This is a genomic window from Fervidicoccus fontis Kam940 (genome assembly GCF_000258425.1).
Lineage (GTDB): Archaea > Thermoproteota > Thermoprotei_A > Sulfolobales > Fervidicoccaceae > Fervidicoccus > Fervidicoccus fontis.
The window spans coordinates 1,130,429-1,153,847 of sequence record NC_017461.1 but is presented as its reverse complement, the minus strand read 5'-3'; the positions used below and the strand labels follow the sequence as shown (position 1 = coordinate 1,153,847).

Here is a 23,419-nt window from a genome sequence, read left to right as displayed (position 1 = left end):
TTATGCCTAATATGAAATTGGAAAAATGGAGCGATTTTCCGCTTGGAGGGAATATTAAAGACCCTGGTAATTCTATAGAAAATGACATGAGCGGTTGGAGGAGCGAAAGACCAATAATAGACTTAGAAAAGTGTGTCAGGTGTAGGATCTGCTGGACATATTGTCCTGAAGGAGCAATACTTGAGCTTGATAAAGAGTACAAAACTTCTTCTGGGAGAGTATACAAGGTGACATATGCTGTAGATTACCAGCACTGCAAGGGATGCGGAATCTGCGCAAATGAATGTCCGGTAAAAGCTATACAAATGGTCCCTGAGGAGGTGTCTATTAAATGATTTCCGAGAAAAAGTTAAATAGCAAACAAAGAAAAGGAGAAGTCAAACCGTTAAATTCAAACGAAGCTGTTGCAGAAGCTGTGAAGGATGCTGATGTAGACGTTGTAGCGGCATACCCAATAACCCCACAGACTATAGTTGTGGAGACTCTGGCCGAGCTGATAGGAAATGGAGAACTCAATGCTGAAATGATACATGTTGAAAGTGAACATAGCGCATTAAGCGCAGTTATAGGTGCATCAGCAGTAGGAGCGAGAGTTTTCACTGCAACTGCTAGCCAAGGTTTAGCGCTAATGCATGAAGTTCTTCATATAACAAGCGGGTTGAGATTGCCCGTTGTAATGAGCGTTGCCATGAGAGCTTTATCAGCGCCAATTAGCATATTCAATGACCAAAGTGATATAATGAATCAAAGGAATACTGGATGGATAACAATAATAGCTTCAAGCGCACAAGAAGCATATGATTCTATTTTACAGGCGTACAAAATTGCGGAAAATCCGAAGGTCTTACTGCCCGTTATGGTCTCTTACGATGGATATGTTCTCAGCCACACTATTGAAAGGGTTGAAACTGTAGGCAAATCAGTAGTCGAAGAATATATACCTAAAAAAGTGACATGGAATACGCTTGATGTAAAAGACCCTATAACTATGGGGACAATAACGTCTCCGGAATACTACTACGAATTTAAATATGCTCAAGAAAGGGCGCTTGAAGAATCATTAAGTGTTATAAAAAGTGCAGATGAAGAATTTGAAAGATTATATGGAAGAAGCTATGGCATAATAGAAGGTTACAAAATAGAAGATGCTGAAGTAGCCCTTCTTGCTACAAGCTCATATTATACAAATCTGAAAGTTGCAACAGATCTTGCAAGGAAAGAGGGTCTAAAGGTGGGTACTATAAAGCTAAGAGTCTTCAGACCTTTCCCAAGGGAAGAGCTCTATTCAATGATAAAGGATTTGCAGGTATTGGGCGTAATTGACAGAGCAATAGCTTTTGGACAAAAGCCAAGCGGTCCAATTGCAAATGATATCGCTTCAGCTCTGCAATATAAGAAAGACAAGCCTATTATCCAGAGCATAATTGCAGGTATTGGACAAAGAAGGATGCTTATCGAGGATTTCGTCAAGCTATATAGAATGCTCGTAAAGAATATGAATGAGAAAAAATTCTACGAAGAATCAATCTTCTACGGGGTGAAAGGAATTGAGTTCTGAAAGTAAACAGCTGAAAAATATATTTGATATACCAAGGGAAGAGCTCTTTGTCGGCGGGCATTCGATGTGCGCTGGATGCACAGCGCCAATCATAATTAGACATTTGTTAAAAGTTGCGGGCAAAAACACAATTATAGTCAATGCAACAGGATGTCTCGAAGTCTCAACAACTTCATTTCCATATACTGCTTGGAAAGTGCCTTGGATACATGTAGCGTTTGAAAACACAGGTGCGGTTGCATCAGGAGTAGAGAGCGCAATAAAGGCAATGAAGATGAAGGGCATACTTGATCCGAATGAAGAAATTAATATTATTGCCGTCGCTGGCGATGGAGGAACATTTGATATAGGCTTTCAAGCATTATCTGGCATGCTTGAAAGAGGTCATAAAGTAATGTATGTATTGTATGATAACGAAGCATATATGAATACTGGTGTTCAGAGAAGCGGTGGAACTCCATTTGGAGCTTGGACAACGACAACTCCAGTAACTAAAAGAATAAGAGGAGAGTGGAGAAATAAAAAAGACATCTTTGATATAGTTATTGCGCATGGAGTGAAGTACGCAGCGGTAGCAAACCCCGCATATACAGTCGATATGATGAATAAATTCAAAAAAGGACTTGAACAGGAAGGACCTTCCTTTATGCATGTATTAATGCCATGCACCACTGGGTGGAGATTTGATCCGAAATATGGAATAACCATCGCAAGACTTGCTACAGAAACTGCTATATGGATAAACTATGAATATGACAATGGGAAGCTAGACGTAACGATTCCAGTTAAAAAGAGGAAACCTGTTAAAGAGTATCTGAAGATGCAAGGAAGATATGCTCATCTCAATGATGTTGAAATATCATATATACAAGAACAAGTTAACAAAAAAGTCGAAGAAGTTAACAAAAAAGTTGGGAGAGAAGTTATAGGTCCTCTTGAAGCTTAGAGCTTATTTTTTCAATTTTTTTGCATATCAGATCATATACTTTTTTTGGATCTGCTCTTTTATTAGTAGCCTCCAAAACTTTTCCTACTAAAAATTGTACTGCCTTTTTATCTTTAATGCTGTCTTTTACCGCTTCTGGGTATTCATTCATGATAGATTCTATAACCTTTAGAATTTCTTCTTCAGAATAGATAACTTCAAACCATCCCTTTTCTTCAACTGCTCCCTTCAAGCTTTTTCCATTTATAAGTTCTGGTATCAATTCCTTTGCCATTTTTATTGTAATTTTACCTTCCCTCAGCATTTCTAGCAGCTCAGCTATTTTCTGCGGCGGAATGTATTTATTTAACTCATTTGTATCTCCTGACGGGATCCATCCCAAGACATCGTTTACGATAAAAGACGCGGCTTTTTGCGTATCAATAGAAGTCGATTTCATGACCTCTTCAAAGTAATCTGATAGCTTTTTATCTGAAACAAGAACACTGGCGATATATTCGCTTAATTTGTAGTCTTTTATGAATCTCTCCTTCCTTTTGTCTGGAAGCTCTGGCAGGCTTTCTCTTATTTTCTTTACCAATTCTTCGCTTATCTCAATTGATGGCAAGTTTGGATCAGGGAAATATCTGTAATCCTCTTCAGTTTCTTTTGCCCTAGTTGCAAATGTCACTTTTCTCTCCTGATCCCAGTGCCTTGTTTCCATTTCAACTTCTCTGCCCAAATTGAGCAAAGTTCTTTGTCTCGTTATTTCATATACTATAGCATTTTCAATTTCTGCTATGCTACTAATGTTTTTCAGTTCAACTCTTTTTCCCCCGCCTATACTAATATTGACATCAACTCTCATCGATCCTTCGAGACTGAAATCAGCTATTCCTAAATGCTCAAGTATGCTTCTAAGCTTCTTGAGAAAAGAAGAAACCTGCTGATGTGTTTTGAAGTCAGGCTCGGTAACGATCTCTAGCAAAGCTATACCACTTCTATTGTAATCAATTAGAATATAATCACTTGTAATCATTGAGCCAGAGGGATAGAGGATCTTTCCGGGATCTTCTTCGATATTAATTCTCCTTATCCTCGCAACATAGCTGTTACCATTTACCGTATAACTCACATACCCATTTTTAGCAATTGTAGATACGCCTTTTCCGTCATACTGTGTAATCTGGTAATTTTTAGGGAGATCTGGGTAGAAGTAATGCTTCCTCGTCCATGATAATGTTTTAGATATCTCCATGTTAAGCGCTATTGCAACCTGGATGGCCTTTTCAACTGCTTTTTTATTAATCATTGGAAGTGAGCCAGGAAGCCCAAGACATACTGGACATACATTCGTATTTGGAGGACTATTTCTGTAGTCCGAACTGCAACCGCAGAAGAGCTTAGTCTTTAAGCTAGTCATCTGGACATGTATTTCTAATCCGATCATTACATCATTTTTACTCATGCTTCATCACCAATTCTATAGCCTTAGCTATTGATAGAAGGGTATAGTCACTCCAAACTCTCCCAATGAGTTGTAAGGATTTTGGAGAGCTCTGAGAAAAACCCGTAGGGATGACAATGGCAGGTGAGCCGATCAAGTTAGCAAGCATAAGAGGAGCATCGACTGCATTCAGCTTAGAAAGATCTCTTGCATCATACTTTAGTGGAAGGGGTCTTATCAGGCTACCTGGTGTTACTATGAACTTAGTTTCTTCGTTAAGAATTCTATCTATTCTCTTTCTTAAATAAGTTCTTGCCTTTAGAGCCTTAACGTAATAAGTTTCATAGTATCCCTTGCTTAATATAAATGTTCCAAGAAGGATTCTCCTTTTCACTTCCCACCCAAAAAGAGTTCTGTTTTCCATATAAAAAGAATCGTAGTCATTTTTTTCTACATTCGAAATTCTTTTCCCATATCTAAGTCCATCAAATCTTGCCAAGTTACTGCTTGCTTCAGAGAATGCAATTATATAATAAATCTGCGGTATTTTCAATATCAGAGGCTCATCTATTAATTCGATAGACGCACCATAACTTTCAAGCATTTTTAAATCTTTCCAGAACTCATTTATAAGTCCTTCATCGGCCTGAGGATGTTCAATTAAGTTTTTTATCACAATAAGCTTTAGCTTTTTTAAGATATCGACATCTGCTTCGGAATATGCTAACTTAAGCATTTTTTCTTTATTTATTCCTGGAAATTGACTGGTAGGATCCCTTTCATCAGACCCCGAAATTATTGAAAAAAGCAGAATTAAGTCTGAAATGTTGGTAGCCAAAGGTCCAATCTGATCCATGCTGTCCGCATAAGATATAAGTCCATATCTGCTAACAAAACCATAAGTTGGCTTAAAACCATAGATACCAGTCCACGCCGCAGGTAACCTTATACTTCCTCCTGTATCGCTACCCAAAGCAAGCTTAACTGTTCCTGAGGAAACTGCTACAGCACTTCCCGAACTACTTCCGCCGGGTGAAAGTTCGATATTTAAGTTGTTTAAGGTCGGTCCAAAAGCGCTGGTCGTTCCAAGAGCTCCCATAGCAAATTCATCCATATTCGTCTTTCCAAAAATTATACCCCCCTCTGCTTCTATCCTCTCGACTACGGTAGCAGAATATCCTGGTACATAATCTTCTAAGATCTTGCTAGCACAAGTTGTCCTTATCCCTTTAGTGGAAATGTTATCTTTTACTGCTATAGGTATTCCTGACAGTTTTCCTTTCTTAAAAATGCTTTTATCTTCATTAGAAGTGAGCGTTATGAAAATATTGTACTTAGGATCATTTTTTATAGCTTGTTCAACAGCATCTTCAAATGGCTTCTCAGGATCGAGCGTACCTTCTTTGATCATTTGCACCTGTTCAATTACTTTTGTCTCTTTCTTCGTAAAAGTCACCTATTTAGAAACTTTTGGACCTTTTACATAACCATCTTCAATAAATTCTGGTTTAATGAAATCTGCTGGATTTATCATTTGATTTGTAACCTCGTCTTCTCTAAGCCTTCCAGTGGTGAGATAAATTTCGCCCTCATCCTCCACTTCAATTGAAAGAACTTCATCGATGTAAGATTTTATCATTTTCAAATCTTCAATCATTTTTTCCACTTCATCTTCATCAAGCTTTATTCTTGAAAGAAAAGAAAGATGGTTGATTATTTCTCTATTGATATCGTTTTCTTTTTCCATTTTAATCACATCATATATAGATTTATTTTATAAAAACTAGTTATAAAATAAAATTTTTTCAAAATAAAAAGATTTAGCTGGAAGATTTCTTAGAAAAAAAGTCCGTTAACAAAACCTTCTTAGCAATTTCTAATATAAAGATATTTTTCCTCGCCGGAAAAGCTACATTGAAAACCCGAGTGTTTCCTATTTCAGTATCTAATATTTTTCCATTATGAGCGTGACCGTGGATAACGTAATCTAGAGTATCTAAATCTTTAATAAGTCTTTCAGCCCTTTCTGAGCCCATTTGAGGCCAGGCAAATGGAAGTTCACCTTGCAATGTCTTAAAAGTGGGCGGATAGTGCGTTAATAGTATTTTTAATTCTCTTTCTCTCTTTTCAGCTTTTAGGAATTTTTCAATAAGCACAAGTCTTCTTTCATATTTTTCTCTTATGTTCGGAATATTTTTATATTGCCATTTAGTAGGCACGTCTAAAACACCAGTAGTCCCCAATACCGTTACAGTGTAATTTTCTATATTTAATTGTACATTTTCATCATCAAGCCAAATAACCCAGCTATATTCTTTTTTGACCTTTTCCCTTTCTTCTTCATATTCATCATTTCCAAAAATCGAAATAATTTTTTTAAACTTACACTTTTTAATTATAGAGAAAAAATCGCTGAAATGTTGAATTTTGCCCCTATCTATAATATCTCCTGCAAACATTGCAACCTCAAATTCTTCCTCTCTATTGCATAACCTTTCTATAGAGAGAGAAAACTCGTTTTTAAACAATGGCAGGTGAATATCACTTGTGAAAAACAACTTCAAATTTTTTTCACCAGGTCAAAAAAGTTTTCATATATTTTTTCTCTAAGGTAGTTTTCCCCAACACCTTTGATTTCCGCAAGGTATTTAATCGCTTCAGGAATCATTTCTGTTTTAAGGAGTGTGCCTTTGTATATGTAGGGACCGTCGCTCTCCGTAAGCAATTTTTTCAAATCAGCTTTTCTAGCCACTTCTTCATGCTTTTTTTGCATTTTTAATGCAACGTTTATTGAAATATAATATCCTGTCTCTTGTATTTTTTGCATTAACTCAATGGGACCGTTATACCAGTGAAATATTGCTCTATTTATTTCTTTTTTAGTAATTAGCTCATAGACAAGTTCCCAAGCATCTAAGGTATGTATATTCAATATGGCATCATATTCCCTCGCAATATCTAAAAAAGAGGCGAAGAATTCCTTTTGTCTCTCAAATGTTTCAGGATGCATTCTGGCATCCAGCCCAACTTCTCCAAGACAAGGCGATTCAGAATTCTCAAGCATGTTTTCTATTGTTTTTATGTCTTCTCTAGAAGACCTTGAGACGTTCCATGGATGTATACCAACACAAGGATATACTGCTTTAAAATCTTCTGACAGCTTTACTGTTCTTTTAGAAGATTCAGCATCATCCGAAACCGCTATTAAAAGAAATTCTTTTTCATAATTGGAAAGGCTTTTTTCTTCATATTCATACGCATGAGTATGAGCATCAATATATTTAAAGCTTGCCGCAGAAATCAAAGAACACCGCCGGTCTGTTCTCTAACTTTATTCTTGATCCATTCGACAAACTCTTTCTCACTAGAGAAGGAAAGCTTTTCTTCTTTAGGCTTATATCTCTTATCGCTATCTTCCCCATAAGTTAGGTAGGAAACAGTCAAACTTCCATTTTCAAGCTCGGATTTTCCTATTACTGCAATCAATGGAATTCTAAGCAATCTTGCATCTCTTAGCCTAGCATTCAATCTTCCTTCTACCATTAGTTGAGTTCTGATGCCACTCTGCATCAAATAGTTATTGATCTCCTCTGCCCTTTTGACCTGCTGAGGATCTGACTCTTCAACTGGCAACACTGCTACTTGAATTGGAGAAATCCATAAAGGAAGTCTTCCTGCATATTGTTCAAGGAGTATTCCAATAAACCTCTCAATGCTTCCCAAAATAGCTCTGTGTATCATTACCAGCCTTTTTTCCTTGTTGTCCTTGTCTATATATGTGAGATCAAACCTTTCTGGCAGATTGAAGTCAAGCTGAATAGTTGCGCACTGCCATTCCCTTCCTAAGGCATCGGTAAATATTACATCTATTTTTGGACCATAAAATGCTGCATCTCCAATAGATTTTGTATATTGAACATTAAGGCTTTTAAGGGCATTTTCTAGTGCAACTTCTGCCTTTTGCCAGATCTCCTCGCTTCCCATATAGCTTTCTTTGTCAGAAGGATCTCTCAGGCTCAGAATAAATTTGTAATCTTTAAGTCCCATTGTATCATAGATTTCCTTAGTCAGCTTTAATACTCCAGAGATTTCCTCCTCTATCTGATCTTCTCTTGCAAATATGTGTGCATCGTCTTGGGTGAACCCTCTCACCCTTGTTAAGCCGTGAAGTGTTCCTGCTCTCTCATACCTATGTACATTTCCAAGTTCAAAATATCTAACTGGAAGCTCCTTATAGCTCCATTTTTTCCTCTTGAAGATTATGATGTGAAAGGGACAATTCATCGGCTTTATAGCATGCTCCTTTTCATCTAAATTGAAGAGAAACATATTCTGCCTGTAATGAGAGAGATGCCCACTTATTTTAAACAGTTCCGCCGAAGATATTACTGGAGTCGATACTAGTTGGTATCCTTTTTTCATATGTACCTTTACGATATAATCCTCCAAGGCCCTCTTCATTATCGCTCCATTTGGAGGCCATAAGATAATCCCTGCTCCTACTAGAGGAGATGTTAGAAATAGGTCCATTTCCTTCCCTAGCATCACATGATCTCTTTTCATTGCTTCTTCTTTTCTCGCACTGTAAAGGTTCTCATCAAATTCACTGGGAAAACCTGTCACGTGAATGCTAGTCAGTAGGGGAGCATCTTCCCTTCCCATCCAATGGGATGTACTTAAATTAGTTACCTCTATTTTCTTTATAATAGATAAGTCCGGAAGATGGATGCTGTTTTCGCATATTGTTAAAATATTTCCTATTTTTATCAACTTAGGCTTTTCAATACGCTTCATTAAATCAAGCAAAAATGTCTCTCCAGAATTTTTCAGCATTTCTTCTACTCTAGATCTTTCAATTTCATCTACTTCAACTCTTGAATTTTTAGCGATTTCTACCGCCTTTCTTATTACCTCTTCTGCCTGTTCAGAAGAAAACTCCGAACCGTTTGTAAAGAAGTCTATTCTCACCTCGTTTTCCCTAACTGTTATTCCTGCAAGCTTATAATCGGGATATAGTGTTTTTAATGAAGCTTCAACAACATGACCCAGAGTATCCATAAATACCTCCAATCCTTTTTTGCTGAAGAAAAAGACTACTTCGGCCTTTTCCCAATCATCTTTAACTACCGAATCAATAGGAAATACCTCTTTTTTTCTTTCCTTTGTTACTGCATATATAAAAATCGGCGAACCTAATTTGCTGTTAGGATTAACGTCTATTTTTCTACCGCTTTCAATATTGATGACTTTATCTATTATTGATATTTCAACCAAAAATCTTACACCTACTTTTATTTAACTTGCTTACTATTTTAAAAATTTTCTCTATATATATTTTTCAGACTAAAATAAATTCCAAAAAACTCATTTACATAAAAATATTTACCACTCCTCTTCCTCTTCAGGTATAGGCTCAACTCCCAGCTTTTCCCTAGCTAAATTATCCAATTCGTCTTGAGTAGCTTCTCTATATCCTTTGCTTTCAGCTTCTCTAATTTTTTGAAGTGCTTCTTTCATTTTCCTATTTTCAATCCAAGTAATAACCCCTTCGCTATCTTCAAAAAACACTGCAAAAATTTTCTTTCTATCATTAGATACTACATGTATGCAAGGTGGCTCTTTACAGTATTCTTCCTGCATTTTAAAACACTTCCTATTATATTTTAATCCATTTTATGCTCTTTTAATATTGTATATAAGATTTTCTATCCAAGATAGAAAAATTTCCCAAAACATTAAATGGTTTTTTATTTTTAGAGTTTTTGCAATAATTGCTAACTTTATAAAATATTTAATTTCATTTAAACGAAGATAAACATGACAAAGTATTAAATGGAGGAGCATCTTGGAATTAGTCGAGAAAGTTATCGAATTAAAAAAAGATGAGAAACTGAGGGAATTGATAAATGGAAGAATAATTGAATTTAGAAAATTAAAAGAAGAGGGGAGTTGCGAAGATATTTTTAGTGAGCTTTCTTTTTGTATACTTACAGCGAACTTTAGTGCGGAAAGAGGAATCTTCATACAGAAAGAAATTGGCATTGGATTTCTTTATCTTTCTGAGGAAGCGCTTGCTAGAAGGCTGAGAGAGCTTGGACATAGATATCCCGAGAAAAGAGCTGAATATATTGTTAAAGCCAGGAAATTCAAGGATAAAATATGTGAATTAGTGAAGAATTCCGATGAAGACCGTTCAAAACAGATTAGAAAATGGATGGCTGACAATATTTATGGTATAGGGTATAAAGAGAGCAGCCATTTTCTTAGAAATACAGGCTTTTTCAATTTAGCAATCATCGATTTTCATATATTAGATATATTAAAAAAGTATAAGCTTTTGAAACAGGAATTTAAGACTCTTACTAGAAAAAGATACGAAGAAATAGAAAAAGTTTTAGAAAAAATAGCAACAACTTCTATACTGTCTTTGGGAGAACTCGACTTATATTTATGGTATATGGAAACTGGTAAAGTTTTAAAATGAAATGATAACGGTATTATTTTTATAATCTTAATTTTTGAGGGAAGTTTATGTCTTGTCTAAAAATAGATATATTAAATAGACTAATAATTTTATTATTTAGCTTAATTTGATCTAACAGGAAGCTCGCAAAGGTCTTGAAAGTGGAGAAAGGAAAAGTTCTTCTGTTGGTTGTAGACAGAGATAACGACATTGAAAGAGTTACTGGAAAGAGTACGCCAATTTTCGGAAAAGATGATGTTTTCAAAATCGCAGTAGAGTTCGCCCTAAAATCGCCAGAAGACAGCGATTTAAACGTGATGTTTTCCGCTCTTCAATTATATGAAAAGCTCAGAAACGAAGGAATGGATGTTGAAATTGCTGTCGTCGGAGGACATGAAACTGATTCAATAAAAGCTGATATGAAGATCAGAGATGCCGTTAAATTCTTAAAGGAGAAGACTGGAGTGACTGGAATTATAATGGTTAGCGATGGGACCGAAGACGAGCTTACTTTGCCAGTTATAGAGACCATTCTCCCAGTAATTTCAATAAAAAGAGTTGTTGTCGAACAATGGAGGGGAGTTGAAGAAACATATATTCTTATTGGTAAATATCTAAAAAAAGCAATATTTGAGCCAAGATTTTCGAAGATTTTCCTAGGTCTCCCAGGTGCAATAATTTTGGCGTTTGTAATACTAGACTTCTTTGGATATATTCAATATGGAGTTATGGTTGCAGGATTTCTTATCGGAGGTGCTATGATAATCAGAGGGTTCAATTTAGAAAGCAAAATTTATGAGCTCTGGGCTAGCAGTCCTATAATGTTTATTTCTTCTACAATAGCTACAATTTTCTTGATATCAGGCGCAGTTATATTTGGATACACATTATATAGCGAATATAACATAAGGTCTTGGGGGGAAGCTCTACAGTCTGCGACTCCTTTGATTGGATTAAGCATTTTCTCTATTTATATAGGAAAGGGAATTGTGAAAATTATAGAAAGAAACATAAGAATTTGGAGAGACGTGCTAGGGATGATCGTAACACTGATATTTATTATCGCGTTTTTACGATTAGGTCAATATCTAACAACTTATCCAGGGGGTACTGCATTAGATATACTGAGAAGTTCTTTATTTGATTCAGGATTTTTAGAAATACTGCTAGTTGGTCTTGTGATTGCTGGTGCACTAACTTTAATAATAGCTTATTTAGAAAAGAGGTTCTTCCCTTCGCAAAAATAGGCGAATTTATTATAAACCCTTTTAGAAAAAATAATTAAGAAAAGGGTGAAAATAACATGCCCAGTCACGGTTCATTGACAAAAGCAGGAAAAGTCAGAAATCAAACGCCTAAAATTGAACCAAAAGGGAGAAAGAACAAGCCTCCAATTGTAAGAAACAGGATAGAATATTTTGTTAGAGTAGTAAAACCGACATTGAGCTCTTCAAGAAGATAAGATAAATTTTGTTAGTAATTGTTAATACGAGGCAGAAAAGAAGGATGTCATTTTCTGCGAAAAAAGTCGCTAGATCCGTCTTTGTAATTTTACCGATTTTAGCATATGGATGGTTTGGATTTATTGCTATTACTTTCCTCATGAAAGTTATATTTTTATATATCCAAAGCGAAAATGTAGAAGTCGTAATCCTTCGATTTGTTGTTTTTGGAGCTTTTGTGGTTTTTTGGCTTTATAGTTGGTGGAAATTTACTGTATACTATAAAAAGAAAATTTTTGTTGGACAGAAGCTTTCTAGTAATATTTCGTAAATTAGTACCAATCTTAGCTAGAAGAATTTTTAAGCTATAATTTGATCAATCTATTTATGACGCATATATTCGAGCATTTTTAGATACAAAGCTTTAGTGGTTGCGAAAGAAAAATTCAACAAATCCAAATGATGAGCGTAGGGGATAATTAAAGACGGGCAACCGGATGAATTGAATGGTAGCCGCTGATCCCTTCAAAAACTAACTTGTTAAAAAATTCAAGTTTTTTAATTAAAAGACATCAGATTTCGAATTTTACTTTCCCAATATAGTGATGCTCACAATTTTAAACATATGTATTTCTAATACAAAAATTTTTATAAAATAAAATAGATACTATGTTTGGTGGTAGATTTTGGCTAAAGGTTGGGTAAAAGACCTTTATGGTAAGAGACTTAAGGAGCTCCTTGAAAGAGGAGAATATTGGGAAATTAAAAAGCTAATGGGACCTACAGGTCCTCATGCTATTGTTGAAGGAAAAGAAGTAATTATGTTCGCAACGAACAATTACCTCAATCTTGCAAATGATCAAAGGCTGAAGCAAGCAGCCGTTGAAGCAATAGAAAAATATGGGTGGGGGCCTGGTGCGGTATGGGCTATAGCTGGTTTTCATGAAATTTTGTCAGAATTGGAAAAAAAGATAGCAGAATTCAAAAGAACTGAAGCTGGTATTTTCTTTCCGACAGGCTATGCTACGAATGTAGGAACGATTCCAACGTTGGTAGAAACTGGAGACCTCATTTTATCGGATCAGCTTAATCACGGAAGTATAATAGATGGAATTAGGCTTTCTAGAGCAGAAAAAATCGTTTACAATCATTGTGATGTAGCCGATTTAGAAGATAAACTTCGCAAAGCTCATGGAAAATACAACAAGATACTAATCATAACCGATGGTGTATTTTCTATGGACGGAGATATTGCTCCTCTCAAAGATATATCTAAGCTTGCTGAAGAGTACAATGCCATAGTTTATGTTGATGATGCCCATGGAGAAGGTGTGCTAGGTGAAGGAAGAGGAACTCCTGCTCATTTTGGAGTTGACGACAAAATTGATATTCATATGGGAACTTTTTCAAAGGCTCTAGGATCATCGGGAGGAATGGTAGGTTCAGACAGAGAGATAATAGAATATGTAAGAAATACAGCCAGATCTTGGCTTTTGAGCACTGGACCATCTCCAGGTGCTATAGCTGCAAATCTCAAAGCTTTAGAAATAGTGATGAGCCAAGAAGGAAAGGAAAGAGTGAGAAGGCTCCATGAGAATGCAAATTACTTTAGAAAAGAGCTACAATCCATAGGCTTCAACACGGGAAAGAGTGAAACTCCGATGATTCCCGTAATAATTGGAGATACTAAAAAGGCTAGAGAGCTTGCTAAAGCTTTATTCGACGACGGCATATTTGTAGTGCCAATAGTCTATCCGATGGTGCCAAGAGGCACAGAGAGGACCAGAAATGAAGTCAGCGCTGGACATACCAGAGAGGACCTAGACAAAACTCTTGCGGCATATGAAAAGTGGGGCAAAAAACTTGGCATAATATAAATTAAGGTGATACTCTATTGACGAGAGCTTTAGTTATAGGAGCTAACGGACAAATAGGCTTTGAGCTTGTGCCGGTACTTAGAAAGCTTTATGGTTCAGAAAATGTAATTGCTGGATATTATCCTGAAAAAATTGATATTAAACTAGAAGCTCCTCGCGAATATATAGATGTTTTGAATGTAGACTTAGTTGAATCAGTAGTGAAGAAATATGATGTAGACGAAATTTATAATCTCGCTGCAATATTGTCTGCTACTGGTGAAAAAAATCCACAGCTAGCTTTTAAGACAAATTTATTGGGAGTTTTTAATGTACTTGAAGTAGCTAGAAAATACGGAACAAGAGTCTTTTGGCCGAGTTCTATTGCAGTGTTCGGTCCGACTACTCCGAAGTATAGCACTCCACAGCACACAATAATAGAGCCCACAACCATGTACGGAATAACAAAATACGCAGGCGAGCTACTATCACGATATTACGTCAACAAATACGACCTTGATGTAAGAGGAGTTAGATGGCCGGGAATAATTAGTAGCGAAGCCCTCCCAGGAGGGGGGACTACTGATTATGCTGTTGAAATCTTTTACTATGCGATCGAAGGGAAGAAATATACCTGTTATCTTCATGAAGATACGATGCTTCCTATGATGTATATGCCTGATGCAATAAAGTCCATAATTCAGCTCATGAATGCAGATAAGTCAAAATTGGAAACATTTGTCGGCTATAATGTCTCAGCATTTAGCTTTACGCCAAAACAGCTTGAAAAAGAAATAAAGAAATATATACCAGAATTTCAAGTAGAATACAAGCCGGATTATAGGCAACAAATAGCTGACTCTTGGCCTAGAACTATCGACGACTGTGTCGCGAGGAAAGAATGGGGTTGGAGTCCTGAGTGGGTCTTTGAATCCATGGTAAAGGATATGTTAATGAAGATATCAAAAAAGCTAGGAAAAAGCATTAACATAAAGTGATTTAGTGCAATACTATAATAAAAAAAGTTATGTTAACTATTTAATATTTTTTATAGCACAGAAATGAAAGGTAAATCAGTATTGCCATAGACAAGCTGTTTTGAGTTTCATATAATTTTCTAAAATCTGTAGATATAATTTTATAGATGATTAGATATCCATAAAATGACAATATATATGGATAATTAACAATGCTTCTAGTCCTATAATTTTATATATAAAAAAGCTTTTAATTAATATGCAAAAAAAAATTCTTAGATATTGGATATTAGTGCTTATAGTGTAACAGGTAAAAAATCTTAACCTTTGAATAGAAGAATAATTTGGGATAAATATATAGGCTGAAAATGATGAGAGGTATAATTTCGCATTGGGACATAGATGGCATAGCTTCTGCCGTTATTCTTTCTATTAATTATGGAATTCCCACTAGAAACATTAAGCTTTCTAGCACTATAAAAATTGACAAATATTTCAATGAAATTAGTAAGAACAAAGTCCAGAATGTTTTTATTACTGATTTAAATCCCAGTTTTCAAATAGCTGAAAACATCATCAAAATTGCAGAAAAAAAGAAGATAAAGCTGGTATGGATAGATCATCATGCTTGGGATGAAGAAGCGAAAAATTTTTTAAAAACGCGGGGGGCTGAAATCATCGTAGATGAGAAAGCTTCTTGCGCTGCTGAGCTGGTAAAAAATTACTTATATGGCGAGCAACGTCCTCCATCGTATATTGAAGATGTACTTAAATTAGCTATTGATGATGATACTTTCTCCAATAAATATGAAATGACATACAAGTGGAGGGTGTTGCTAAGGTGGGGTGATTGGAGTATAAGATATAAAACACTCGAAAGCTGGATTGATGGTTATATTTGGCCTAAATGGGCTCAGAGGGAGTTTGAAAGAATCGATCTCGAGTACAAAAAATTGATAAAAAGTGCAATTGAAGCTTCAGAATATGTTCAAACTGAGCAAGGAGTTATAGCCTTTATAAGTTCAAGTGAAAAATTACATCCAGGCGATATAGTTAGAGAGTTAGAAAGTGAGGGAAAAAGACCGGCTGATCTTTATGTATTTATTTATGATAAGGGAATTTCTTTAAGAAGCCATAAAATAAATGTGCTACAGATAGCTTCAGCTTTAGGAGGAGGTGGGCATCCATATGCTGCAGGAATTTCGCTTATTGATGATGTTCAAGACAAAGAGTCGATTAAATCAAAAATAATTAATCTTCTAAAGAGATTGAAGCTTTAATTTTTTTGCATCTATTATGGTCTCGCATATCTGAGCGAAACCATATCCGCTTTCTTCGTCGGTTATTATATCAACGTTCCTTTTAAGGTCTTCGTCTGCATTTCTAACAGCAACTTTTACCCCAGTTAGCTGAATGAATTCTAAATCCATATAACTATCACCAATTCCTAAAGTATTTTTTAGTTCAATTCCCAAAATTTCTGAAATCTTTTTTAGACCAACTGACTTGCCACCTTCTTTTGGAGTAATATGAAAAGCGTAACCGCTATAATTAACATTTACCTTGCTGTCATATCCGTTTTTTATAACGATTTTTTTAATTTTTTGTATCAATTCTATATGAGATACTCTATTATCTTTTTGAATAAGAGCAAAATCGTATTTTCTATAATCATTCTGCCAGCTTTCTTTTAAGAAATCTCCCATTTCAGATACAATTTTTGAAACTAATTCTCTGTATCCTCGCCCACAAATTTCGTAGATATTCATCTCTCTTCCATGTTCATTTAATGAAGCAATAATGCAACCATTTTCTGAAACGATTGCTTTTGCACCAATATATCTCGCCAACCCATACAAAACTGGAAAAGCATTAGCTGAAACAAATATGAGCATTATGTTATACTTTCTTATCTCTCTAATGCATTCTATAACTTCACTTGGTATGAAATATCCGTCTCTATTAGCGGTAATAGTTCCATCAACATCAGTAGCAATTGAATCAATATTTGCAAGCTTATTTATAAGCTCAACACCTCTTTTTAAATTATCCACGTATATCACCTTTTTAAATTTTGATGCTTAAAGATAACCATTAAATTTAAAAACCTATTGAAAATTAATAATTTATTGCCTGGACCGGCCATAGCAACCGGGCAACACCCGGACTCGTCAGATCCCGGAAGTTAAGCCGGTTGCGTTGAGGTTCCCCGTGAGCGCCGAGAGGGCTCGCAGGGGCCTCAAGCCGGTGCCAGGCTCCTATTAGATAAACTAATTCTTTAAGAATTTATATAAGGATCCAGTCAATTACAAGCAGAAAGATAAATATGGATAGTTCTATCAAATGTATAGTATTTCTAGTCAAGATATAAGAAAAGATTGAAAGAAAAATACATGCTAAAACCAGCGATATTGCAACCTTTTTTAAAGTCCTTATCTTTGCATGCAAATCAAATTCACTCTAAAATTTTTTTACTCTATCAACAAAGGAACATGAGGATATGATTCTTTTACAACCCTTAATGCTATATTTGTTATTGTCCTTTTTACATATGGATTTTTTAGTACGTTTTTTATAAAGTAATCGAGTTCTTCTATGTTTCTGAATCTTGTTACTGCAATGACATCAAAATCTCCAGTTATATCATACAAAAACAAAACGTTGGGATGATTTGATATCTGCTTCTCAAATTCTTCTATATGAGAGCCCTCTACACTGAAATTGATTATTGCAGTCACGTTAAATCCGAGCTTTTTCGGATCAACGCTTAAGGTATACTTATCAATAATCCCCTTTTCTTCGAGCTTTTTTATTCTAGCAAAAACCGTAGAAACCGGGATTCCTAAAATGTTTGATAGCTGGTTTAAACTTGTCTTTGAACTATTGGATAAATGCGTCAGTATTTTTAAATCTATTTCATCTAATTGATATATGGTATTTTTCTCTTTTTTTGCCATAAAAACTTCACCACGATCAATTATATTTATGAATATTTTCCATTATTTATTACTAAAATTGATGATGTTTTATAAAAACTTTTTAATTATATTGAAAGATAAACAATCTTTTATCCTAAAAGCTTTTGTTAACGAAAGGCTCCTTACTTATTTTTAGAATAGATTTTAAATAATAAATAATTATTTCTAGATATGAAATATTATCATAATAGTAAAAGCTATGATATGTGGTAAGCAAGCTACATTTTCGAATTCGTATCGGTAATACGGTGTTAATTTCAATGAATATAATCAAAAAAATTACGGACGCAAGAGGTTTAAAGCTTTTCATTATAGGTATTATTATTTGTTTAGTCCTTTCTGGATACAAATTTGAAAATGAATACAACATCGCAAAAAGCCAAAATTGGTATGTTAGCGATGAAATTTGGTACGTTCCAAGCTCGGTTTTGATTTTGAAAGATATTTTTCATTTGAATGCAACCTACGAGGTAAATAATTTAACAGGTCTAAATCTCTTCTTTTCTTCGTACCAAGGAATGCTTACATGCGAAAATTTTGTTTTGCAAAACGGCGGAGAAATCCTCAAAGGTGACTATATTAAAAATACAGCAATAGCTGTCGCAGTGCCAAATAACTTAGTAAAATCATTAGGCCAATGCAAAGACTTAACTGACATAATTCCCGGCTTTCCGCTTCCAGATACCTCAAACGTTAATACATATATAAATCCTGAGCATCCGCCGCTAGGTAAATACATAATTGCTTTAGCAATATACCTTTTAGGTGATAAACCTATATGTTGGAGATTGCCCGGTATTATAGAGGGTGCAGCTATAGTTATAATAGCTGCTTTAGCAGGATGGAGATTGGCTGGTATTTTTGGAATGATACTAGCTTCAACTGCCGCTTTCTTTGATCCATTAACAACTAACATGGCTTCTGTAGCAATGCTAGATATTCACCTAGCCTTTTTTACGGCACTTGGATCTCTCTTTTATATCTATGATAAGAAGAATTTTTCCCTATTGTTCTTTTCTCTTGCATCTACGATAAAATACAGTGGTCTGTTTCTGATTCCATTTTTAATATTATTTCTTTATAAAAAAGAAAATGATATAATAGGTGCATTTTTCAAGGTTGCACTAGCCCAGCTTATAGTTGCAATCATAGTTTTCCTACCATACATTATTCATTTTGGACCTGTATGGGTTATATCTCAATTCGTTTCAGCAATAATATGGAACACACAAAGCAGACCTCCAGGACCTCCTGCAAGCACTCCCATCGATTGGGTCTTTGGTTTGCACTCTTTTTACTTATCTTACAATCCAGACATCCCAGCTAAAGGACTTCCGTTCATATATATACCTGTCTTTTTTGCATCTCTTCTGACTTTTCCAGTATATTTCTTTAAAATTTCAGAGAACAAAAATCTGGAAAAATTCGCAGGGCTTTCATTGCTTTCTTTTTTCTTTTTCTTTTTCTACTATATTACATATTTTGCAGGAAACAAAACTCTTTATAGTTTTTACTTCACACAAATTTCTCCAATATATTATGAGCTTTTTCCCTTGTCTATTTTGCTGTTTATCGGGTACTATAACATTTCAGGATTTTATTATGAAAAATTAAAAGAGCTCGCGGCACTATTTAGTAAGTTAGTGGAGAAATTTGAAAAGCATTTTAGAAAAAATAGGAACCAAGCTCAGGTTGGTAGTCATATCACATTACTCACTGGAGTCTAGCTTATTGCTAGCACAGTCCGTATGTAACATTTACAAAAGTGAGGGAGTTGAAGTTTTTGCTGTAGAGATCTCCCCAATAAACAGAAATATTATTGAAAAATACATTCAAGCAAATTGCAATCAAGCTTCCATAAATATAATTCCTCCTCATAGCATCGAAGAGTTGCAAATGAAGAAGAACAATACAAATGTTCCTATAATAATCTTTTCAATAGGAGAAAACCTTGATGATTATATTAATGATTTTTTAAGGCTAAAAAGAAATGTAAGGCTTCTATTCACACATGTGAGTAAAGGGATTAACAGGATTTTTGGTATGAATATTTTAAGGCTAGAAAAAGATTATTCTGGCTTTTATATAAAATACGGGGGATTAAAAAAGTACTTGAAATATAAAAATGGAAAGTTACTTGAGGCTGATGAAGGAGAAAGCTACTTTCTCGAGAAGGCTTATAAAGTCTTGCTAGACAGCATGCTAGAATTTGGGGAAATTACTTTAGAAGATGCAACTAATGTTTTAATGGGAAGACTGAAAATATCAAAAAATGAAGCTAAAAAATTGCTTTATGAACTAATAAAAAGGAAAAAACTCGAATTTAAAGGGGGGATTTTACATATCAACTGACTCCTTTCCGCCCTAAAGGGCGAGGCTTTCAGTTGTTAAATTTATTTTTAAAGCGCTATAATTTTATTGAAAATTGCTTCTGAAATTTCTTCTGGCTTTGCTTCTCCATCTATTTTAAATATTTTCTGATCCTTTAAAGTATTCGAAATCTCCAAATACCTTTCTTTTACTTTTTTCAAAAATTCAAAACCTTCTAAGTGCGTCAGCTCCCTTTTCTTCTTTTCCATTAATCTTTTCAAGCCAGTCTCAACCGAAACATCAAGCAGAAAGATCGCATCCGGTTTAATTATAAGCGAATTTAAAGCAAAAATTATGCTTTCCTCTGCACCTCTGATATACTGATAAACTAGACTAGATAAGTAGCACCTGTCAGATATTACATATGTATCTTCTTTTAAAGCGTTACTTATTACATTATAGTTTAGAATCATCCTATCTGTCGCAAAAAGAAAGGCTTCTACAACAGGATCAATTTTTGGATTGTTTTCTAATAGCTTTTTTATTTCCAGTGTCCATGGCTCTCTAACCAAAATACATCTTTTTCCTCCTTGCATCAGAAGGTTGCAAACTTTTTCGGCTATTGTAGTTTTCCCTGATCCATCTATCCCTTCAATGGCAACATACCTTCCTTTTTTTTCATCGCTTTTTAAAAAAGAGAATTTAGGCTCTTCTAGAATTTTACTCATATCCAGGTTGTAGGAAAGAATTCTTTTAAGAAAGATTTTTGTTCCAGGTCTTAGGATAATGGCATCTTCGCTGGAATATTTATCGATCATTAGGTAAAACACCTATATGATTTATATTAAAAAAATCCTTTGTTTTGGGGCTAGCTCAATAAATCATACATTGAAAGTAATACTACTTTTTCATCTCTCTTCAAGACGTTTCCTATCCTTGCACCAATTAAATAGCTTACATTCTTCTGAGATGCTATATCAATAAGTCTCTGAGTTATGATCCCGTCAAATACAACAGTTTTAACCTTATTAGCTTCAAGCTTAGATAAAGTATCATAGAGATCCCTTACAGGCACTCTTGCAACTACATTCCAGTTATCATCATAAAGGATGGCCTCGAGCGTTCCCTTGAGTTCATTCATATCTTTCATTACATTTTCAGGTATTTCAATAGATAGAGGCATTGAAGGTTTTTGTTGCTCTTCTGTAACTGTTATTTGAGGCGCTAACTTTTCTTCTTTCTTCTCCAGCTCCTTCTGTGTCACTTCTTCCTTTTCTTCCCTCTTCTCTAGCTCAGAAAGGAACTGCTGTGGAGGTACCGCGTTTTGGAGGGCCATTTCTATTTCTTTTCCTGTAAGGTCTTCAACTTCTTTCCCTTGAGGAGTTTTTGCAACTAAATCTATCTTCACGTTATTTAATAAAGTCCTCAATATCAGCTCTCCTGCGTGATCTCCGTCGGTAAAAGCTATTACCTTCTGCTTTTTGCTTGCTAATTGCTTAACGCTTTCAGGTATTGTTCCTTTTGCTCCTTCTAAAGCTATTGCATTATTGTATCCATATCTAAGCAGATTTAAGACATCAGCCCTTCCTTCAACAATAATGAGAGTATCGCTTTTTTCTATTTCACTTCCTGCTGGAAGCTTTTCAGGACCATATTCGATTATTTCGGCAGGCTTCAGAGAAGATTGTATCTCTTTCAAAAGATCTTTTACGTCTGGTGCTTCAGCACTCTGCCAAGTTTTCAGTAGTTCTTTTGCCCTCTCAACGGCCTTCTTCAATTTTTCAATTCTAAGGTCAACTATTCTAGTTACCTGTACTTTAGCGTTATATGGTCCTACCTTATCAACTGTTTCGATAAGAGCTGCAATAAGAGCTGTCTCAGCCTTATCCAGATTTGAGGGAATCTTTATTTCTCCTTTTATCTTTCCATTCTGAGGTTTTAAATCTACAGCTATTCTTCCAATCCTTCCTTTATCCTGAAGCTCCCTTAGATCGAGGTCTGGCGATAAAAGACCCTCGGTTTGCCCGAAGAGAGCCCCTATTACATCGTTTTTATCAACTACACCATCAATTTCGATTTTTGCTTTTATCAGATATTTCATATATAATCATCCTCCATGCATTGATAGTAAATAGCGGCGACCCATGCTAAAACCTAACAAACACTTATCTATTATACTTACAGCTTCTCCTAGTTGTTGTCTCGTATCAACTAAGAGGTTAGCATAGGTCGCCATTAATTGAGATAAACGCCATTTTCAATTAAATTTCAATTCAACAAAAATTAAACTTTTCCCTTAGATAAGAATTATAGAAAAATTGAAAAATTATGAAAGTATAGATAGTAAATTTTTATAAATTTATCTCAATTTTTAGCTCAGAAGCAATTTTTAATGCGAGCTCTTTCGCTTCTTTATTATCTTCAAAATATTTTCTAGCTGGCTCTAGTTTCTTTATTAAAGCATCTGCTGTTGCTTTTTTTAAATCGAGAGGATGTATTTCGCCTTTCAGGTACATTCTTTCTAATTCGTCGTAACTATATATTTCAATAGGACCGCCATATTCGCTAGGCCGTTCGACATAAAGTGAGAAGTTATCCTGAGAAAATAGCAAATATTTGTTGATCTCGATTATAGGATTAAATTCTACCACTTGCTTCGGACAGTACGCGTTCATTATTTTTTCCCTTATATCTTCTGGACTGTCGTGAATTATTATGGTAGATTCTGGCTTTGACTTGCTCATTTTTACTTCGGACATTATTTCATCTTTGCTCGATCCTCCACCTGCCCTTCCTGATCCTTGAAGACCAGTGAGTAGTGGAGTGTGTATTGCTACTATCTTCTTTGCCCCGACCTTTTCCGCCAACTCTCTTACGAGCATATGGACTTTTCTTTGATCAATGCCCCCCAGAGCGATGTTTAGCCCCATATAGTAGATATCTGTTGCCTGCATAAAAGGATATATTATTTTACTTGAATCAAGTTCGGCTTCCTCTTCTTTTCTTCCCATTATAGTTAAAGTTCTCTTAGCTCTAGCTAATGTAGTATTCTTCGCAACTTTCAATAGGAGTGCCCAATAATCTTTATCACTAACTAGATCCTCTGCATCTATAAATTTTATTTTTTCTACAGGAATACCAATCGCTTTCAAGCTATGTCTTATATATTTCGCATCATCCTTTATCACTTGCATGTTTCCGTTGAATTTATCATTAACCCATGCATGCCAAGTAGCTTCAAGTAGCCTTAAATTAACTCCAGCTTCAACTAGATCCTTAGCCTTATATGCCCAAACCATCCAACCTATATGAAATAACCCGCTTGGCTCATACCCAAGATAACCTTCGAGCTTTTCCCCTCTTATTAAAAGATCTCTGAGCTCTTCTACGGTTACAACTTCCTCTGTATTTCTTGTTATTAGCTTAATCTTCTCTTCTACGTCCATTTTCTGCACCTATGTTT

At 35.2% G+C, this 23,419-nt stretch carries 25 protein-coding genes and 1 rRNA gene; 13 read left to right on the top strand and 13 right to left on the bottom strand.

All coding sequences use genetic code 11. The features are described 5' to 3' along the window. Positions 1-11 precede the first annotated feature (11 nt). Genes FFONT_RS06005 through FFONT_RS05995 form a run of 3 tightly spaced genes read left to right on the top strand, consistent with a single transcriptional unit; the run spans position 12 to position 2,504 of the window. Complete coding sequence (locus FFONT_RS06005) at positions 12-335, top strand: 4Fe-4S binding protein (RefSeq protein ID WP_014558343.1); 324 nt, start codon at positions 12-14, stop codon at positions 333-335. Continuing rightward, entirely contained in the window at positions 332-1,558 is a 1,227-nt protein-coding gene (locus tag FFONT_RS06000; protein WP_014558342.1) for a 2-oxoacid:ferredoxin oxidoreductase subunit alpha, read from the top strand. The genes FFONT_RS06005 and FFONT_RS06000 overlap by 4 nt, the downstream gene beginning before the upstream one ends. After that, positions 1,548-2,504: a thiamine pyrophosphate-dependent enzyme gene (locus FFONT_RS05995; protein WP_014558341.1), complete on the top strand. Its 957-nt coding sequence runs from the start codon at positions 1,548-1,550 to the stop codon at positions 2,502-2,504. The genes FFONT_RS06000 and FFONT_RS05995 overlap by 11 nt, the downstream gene beginning before the upstream one ends. On the opposite strand, the gene gatB is transcribed toward FFONT_RS05995, so the two are convergent. The 7 genes from gatB to FFONT_RS05960 form a co-directional block, all read right to left on the bottom strand. Further along, positions 2,482-3,951 (bottom strand): Asp-tRNA(Asn)/Glu-tRNA(Gln) amidotransferase subunit GatB, encoded by a 1,470-nt coding sequence (gatB, locus tag FFONT_RS05990; RefSeq protein WP_148683745.1) that lies wholly within the window; start codon positions 3,949-3,951, stop codon positions 2,482-2,484. The genes FFONT_RS05995 and gatB overlap by 23 nt on opposite strands. Next, positions 3,944-5,386 carry an amidase family protein gene (locus tag FFONT_RS05985; protein WP_014558339.1) on the bottom strand — a complete coding sequence of 481 codons (1,443 nt, stop codon included), beginning with the start codon at positions 5,384-5,386 and terminating at the stop codon, positions 3,944-3,946. The genes gatB and FFONT_RS05985 overlap by 8 nt, the downstream gene beginning before the upstream one ends. Then, positions 5,387-5,677, bottom strand: coding sequence for an Asp-tRNA(Asn)/Glu-tRNA(Gln) amidotransferase subunit GatC (locus tag FFONT_RS05980; RefSeq protein ID WP_014558338.1), 291 nt, complete (start codon positions 5,675-5,677; stop codon positions 5,387-5,389). It abuts the gene before it with no gap. A gap of 73 nt (positions 5,678-5,750) precedes the next feature. Next, positions 5,751-6,494 (bottom strand): metallophosphoesterase family protein, encoded by a 744-nt coding sequence (locus tag FFONT_RS05975; protein ID WP_148683743.1) that lies wholly within the window; start codon positions 6,492-6,494, stop codon positions 5,751-5,753. Further along, on the bottom strand, positions 6,491-7,234 hold the full coding sequence (locus tag FFONT_RS05970; protein ID WP_014558336.1) for a TatD family hydrolase: 744 nt from the start codon (positions 7,232-7,234) through the stop codon (positions 6,491-6,493). Before FFONT_RS05970 ends, FFONT_RS05975 begins: the two co-directional genes overlap by 4 nt. Continuing rightward, entirely contained in the window at positions 7,231-9,204 is a 1,974-nt protein-coding gene (thrS, locus tag FFONT_RS05965; RefSeq protein ID WP_014558335.1) for a threonine--tRNA ligase, read from the bottom strand. Before thrS ends, FFONT_RS05970 begins: the two co-directional genes overlap by 4 nt. 108 nt (positions 9,205-9,312) lie before the next feature. Beyond that, positions 9,313-9,570, bottom strand: a complete 258-nt coding sequence (locus tag FFONT_RS05960) for a hypothetical protein (protein ID WP_014558334.1) — start codon at positions 9,568-9,570, stop codon at positions 9,313-9,315. 205 nt (positions 9,571-9,775) lie between these two features. Here FFONT_RS05960 and FFONT_RS05955 point away from each other — a divergent pair, with 205 nt between their 5' ends. The 7 genes from FFONT_RS05955 (at position 9,776) to FFONT_RS05925 (ending at position 15,948) form a co-directional block, all read left to right on the top strand. Further along, on the top strand, positions 9,776-10,414 hold the full coding sequence (locus FFONT_RS05955) for an N-glycosylase/DNA lyase (RefSeq protein WP_014558333.1): 639 nt from the start codon (positions 9,776-9,778) through the stop codon (positions 10,412-10,414). Between the two features lie 140 nt (positions 10,415-10,554). Next, positions 10,555-11,640: a DUF373 family protein gene (locus FFONT_RS05950; RefSeq protein WP_014558332.1), complete on the top strand. Its 1,086-nt coding sequence runs from the start codon at positions 10,555-10,557 to the stop codon at positions 11,638-11,640. A 56-nt stretch (positions 11,641-11,696) separates the two neighbouring features. Continuing rightward, a complete protein-coding gene (locus FFONT_RS05945; RefSeq protein WP_148683741.1) occupies positions 11,697-11,855 on the top strand; it encodes a 30S ribosomal protein S30e in 159 nt (52 codons plus the stop codon). 8 nt (positions 11,856-11,863) lie between these two features. Next, complete coding sequence (locus FFONT_RS05940; RefSeq protein ID WP_148683740.1) at positions 11,864-12,166, top strand: hypothetical protein; 303 nt, start codon at positions 11,864-11,866, stop codon at positions 12,164-12,166. Positions 12,167-12,521: 355 nt separating this feature from the next. After that, positions 12,522-13,712, top strand: a complete 1,191-nt coding sequence (locus tag FFONT_RS05935; protein WP_014558329.1) for an aminotransferase class I/II-fold pyridoxal phosphate-dependent enzyme — start codon at positions 12,522-12,524, stop codon at positions 13,710-13,712. A gap of 17 nt (positions 13,713-13,729) precedes the next feature. Beyond that, positions 13,730-14,689, top strand: a complete 960-nt coding sequence (locus FFONT_RS05930; protein ID WP_014558328.1) for an NAD-dependent epimerase/dehydratase family protein — start codon at positions 13,730-13,732, stop codon at positions 14,687-14,689. Positions 14,690-15,039: 350 nt separating this feature from the next. Continuing rightward, positions 15,040-15,948: a DHH family phosphoesterase gene (locus tag FFONT_RS05925; RefSeq protein WP_158308327.1), complete on the top strand. Its 909-nt coding sequence runs from the start codon at positions 15,040-15,042 to the stop codon at positions 15,946-15,948. On the opposite strand, the gene FFONT_RS05920 is transcribed toward FFONT_RS05925, so the two are convergent. Next, a complete protein-coding gene (locus FFONT_RS05920; RefSeq protein ID WP_014558326.1) occupies positions 15,928-16,722 on the bottom strand; it encodes a phosphoglycolate phosphatase in 795 nt (264 codons plus the stop codon). The two genes, FFONT_RS05925 and FFONT_RS05920, sit on opposite strands and share 21 nt — an antisense overlap. Positions 16,723-16,802: 80 nt before the next feature. On the opposite strand from FFONT_RS05920, the gene rrf reads away from it, so the two are divergent. Beyond that, a 5S ribosomal RNA gene (gene rrf, locus FFONT_RS05915) occupies positions 16,803-16,921 on the top strand. Positions 16,922-17,139: 218 nt separating this feature from the next. Here the strand turns inward: rrf and FFONT_RS05910 are convergent. Next, positions 17,140-17,625, bottom strand: a complete 486-nt coding sequence (locus FFONT_RS05910; RefSeq protein ID WP_014558325.1) for an Lrp/AsnC family transcriptional regulator — start codon at positions 17,623-17,625, stop codon at positions 17,140-17,142. 281 nt (positions 17,626-17,906) lie between these two features. Between FFONT_RS05910 and FFONT_RS05905 the strand changes: the two genes are divergently transcribed. Both FFONT_RS05905 and FFONT_RS05900 read left to right on the top strand, forming a co-directional pair. Continuing rightward, a complete protein-coding gene (locus tag FFONT_RS05905) occupies positions 17,907-19,373 on the top strand; it encodes a glycosyltransferase family 39 protein (protein ID WP_148683738.1) in 1,467 nt (488 codons plus the stop codon). Continuing rightward, entirely contained in the window at positions 19,300-19,998 is a 699-nt protein-coding gene (locus FFONT_RS05900; protein WP_148683737.1) for a hypothetical protein, read from the top strand. Before FFONT_RS05905 ends, FFONT_RS05900 begins: the two co-directional genes overlap by 74 nt. A 47-nt stretch (positions 19,999-20,045) precedes the next feature. On the opposite strand, the gene tmk is transcribed toward FFONT_RS05900, so the two are convergent. The 4 genes from tmk to FFONT_RS05885 all read right to left on the bottom strand — a co-directional run bounded on the left by tmk (position 20,046) and on the right by FFONT_RS05885 (position 23,402). Continuing rightward, on the bottom strand, positions 20,046-20,774 hold the full coding sequence (tmk, locus tag FFONT_RS05895) for a dTMP kinase (protein WP_014558322.1): 729 nt from the start codon (positions 20,772-20,774) through the stop codon (positions 20,046-20,048). 50 nt (positions 20,775-20,824) lie between these two features. Further along, positions 20,825-22,057 carry a DNA primase DnaG gene (gene dnaG / locus FFONT_RS05890; protein WP_014558321.1) on the bottom strand — a complete coding sequence of 411 codons (1,233 nt, stop codon included), beginning with the start codon at positions 22,055-22,057 and terminating at the stop codon, positions 20,825-20,827. 6 nt (positions 22,058-22,063) lie between these two features. After that, positions 22,064-22,192, bottom strand: coding sequence for a hypothetical protein (locus FFONT_RS07255; RefSeq protein WP_265589014.1), 129 nt, complete (start codon positions 22,190-22,192; stop codon positions 22,064-22,066). A 115-nt stretch (positions 22,193-22,307) separates the two neighbouring features. Then, positions 22,308-23,402, bottom strand: coding sequence for a tyrosine--tRNA ligase (locus tag FFONT_RS05885; protein WP_014558320.1), 1,095 nt, complete (start codon positions 23,400-23,402; stop codon positions 22,308-22,310). Between the last annotated feature and the right edge of the window lie 17 nt (positions 23,403-23,419).

What these genes read in the sequence shown, in the direction of transcription:
- FFONT_RS06005 (WP_014558343.1), top strand. Translation starts at nt 12, where the DNA reads ATGAAATTGGAAAAATGGAGCGATTTTCCGCTTGGAGGGAATATTAAA.
- FFONT_RS06000 (WP_014558342.1), top strand. Translation starts at nt 332, where the DNA reads ATGATTTCCGAGAAAAAGTTAAATAGCAAACAAAGAAAAGGAGAAGTC.
- gatB (WP_148683745.1), bottom strand. Translation starts at nt 3,951, where the DNA reads ATGAGTAAAAATGATGTAATGATCGGATTAGAAATACATGTCCAGATG.
- FFONT_RS05980 (WP_014558338.1), bottom strand. Translation starts at nt 5,677, where the DNA reads ATGGAAAAAGAAAACGATATCAATAGAGAAATAATCAACCATCTTTCT.
- FFONT_RS05960 (WP_014558334.1), bottom strand. Translation starts at nt 9,570, where the DNA reads ATGCAGGAAGAATACTGTAAAGAGCCACCTTGCATACATGTAGTATCT.
- FFONT_RS05945 (WP_148683741.1), top strand. Translation starts at nt 11,697, where the DNA reads ATGCCCAGTCACGGTTCATTGACAAAAGCAGGAAAAGTCAGAAATCAA.
- FFONT_RS05925 (WP_158308327.1), top strand. Translation starts at nt 15,040, where the DNA reads ATGAGAGGTATAATTTCGCATTGGGACATAGATGGCATAGCTTCTGCC.
- FFONT_RS05910 (WP_014558325.1), bottom strand. Translation starts at nt 17,625, where the DNA reads ATGGCAAAAAAAGAGAAAAATACCATATATCAATTAGATGAAATAGAT.
- FFONT_RS05905 (WP_148683738.1), top strand. Translation starts at nt 17,907, where the DNA reads ATGAATATAATCAAAAAAATTACGGACGCAAGAGGTTTAAAGCTTTTC.
- tmk (WP_014558322.1), bottom strand. Translation starts at nt 20,774, where the DNA reads ATGATCGATAAATATTCCAGCGAAGATGCCATTATCCTAAGACCTGGA.
- dnaG (WP_014558321.1), bottom strand. Translation starts at nt 22,057, where the DNA reads ATGAAATATCTGATAAAAGCAAAAATCGAAATTGATGGTGTAGTTGAT.
- FFONT_RS07255 (WP_265589014.1), bottom strand. Translation starts at nt 22,192, where the DNA reads ATGGCGACCTATGCTAACCTCTTAGTTGATACGAGACAACAACTAGGA.
- FFONT_RS05885 (WP_014558320.1), bottom strand. Translation starts at nt 23,402, where the DNA reads ATGGACGTAGAAGAGAAGATTAAGCTAATAACAAGAAATACAGAGGAA.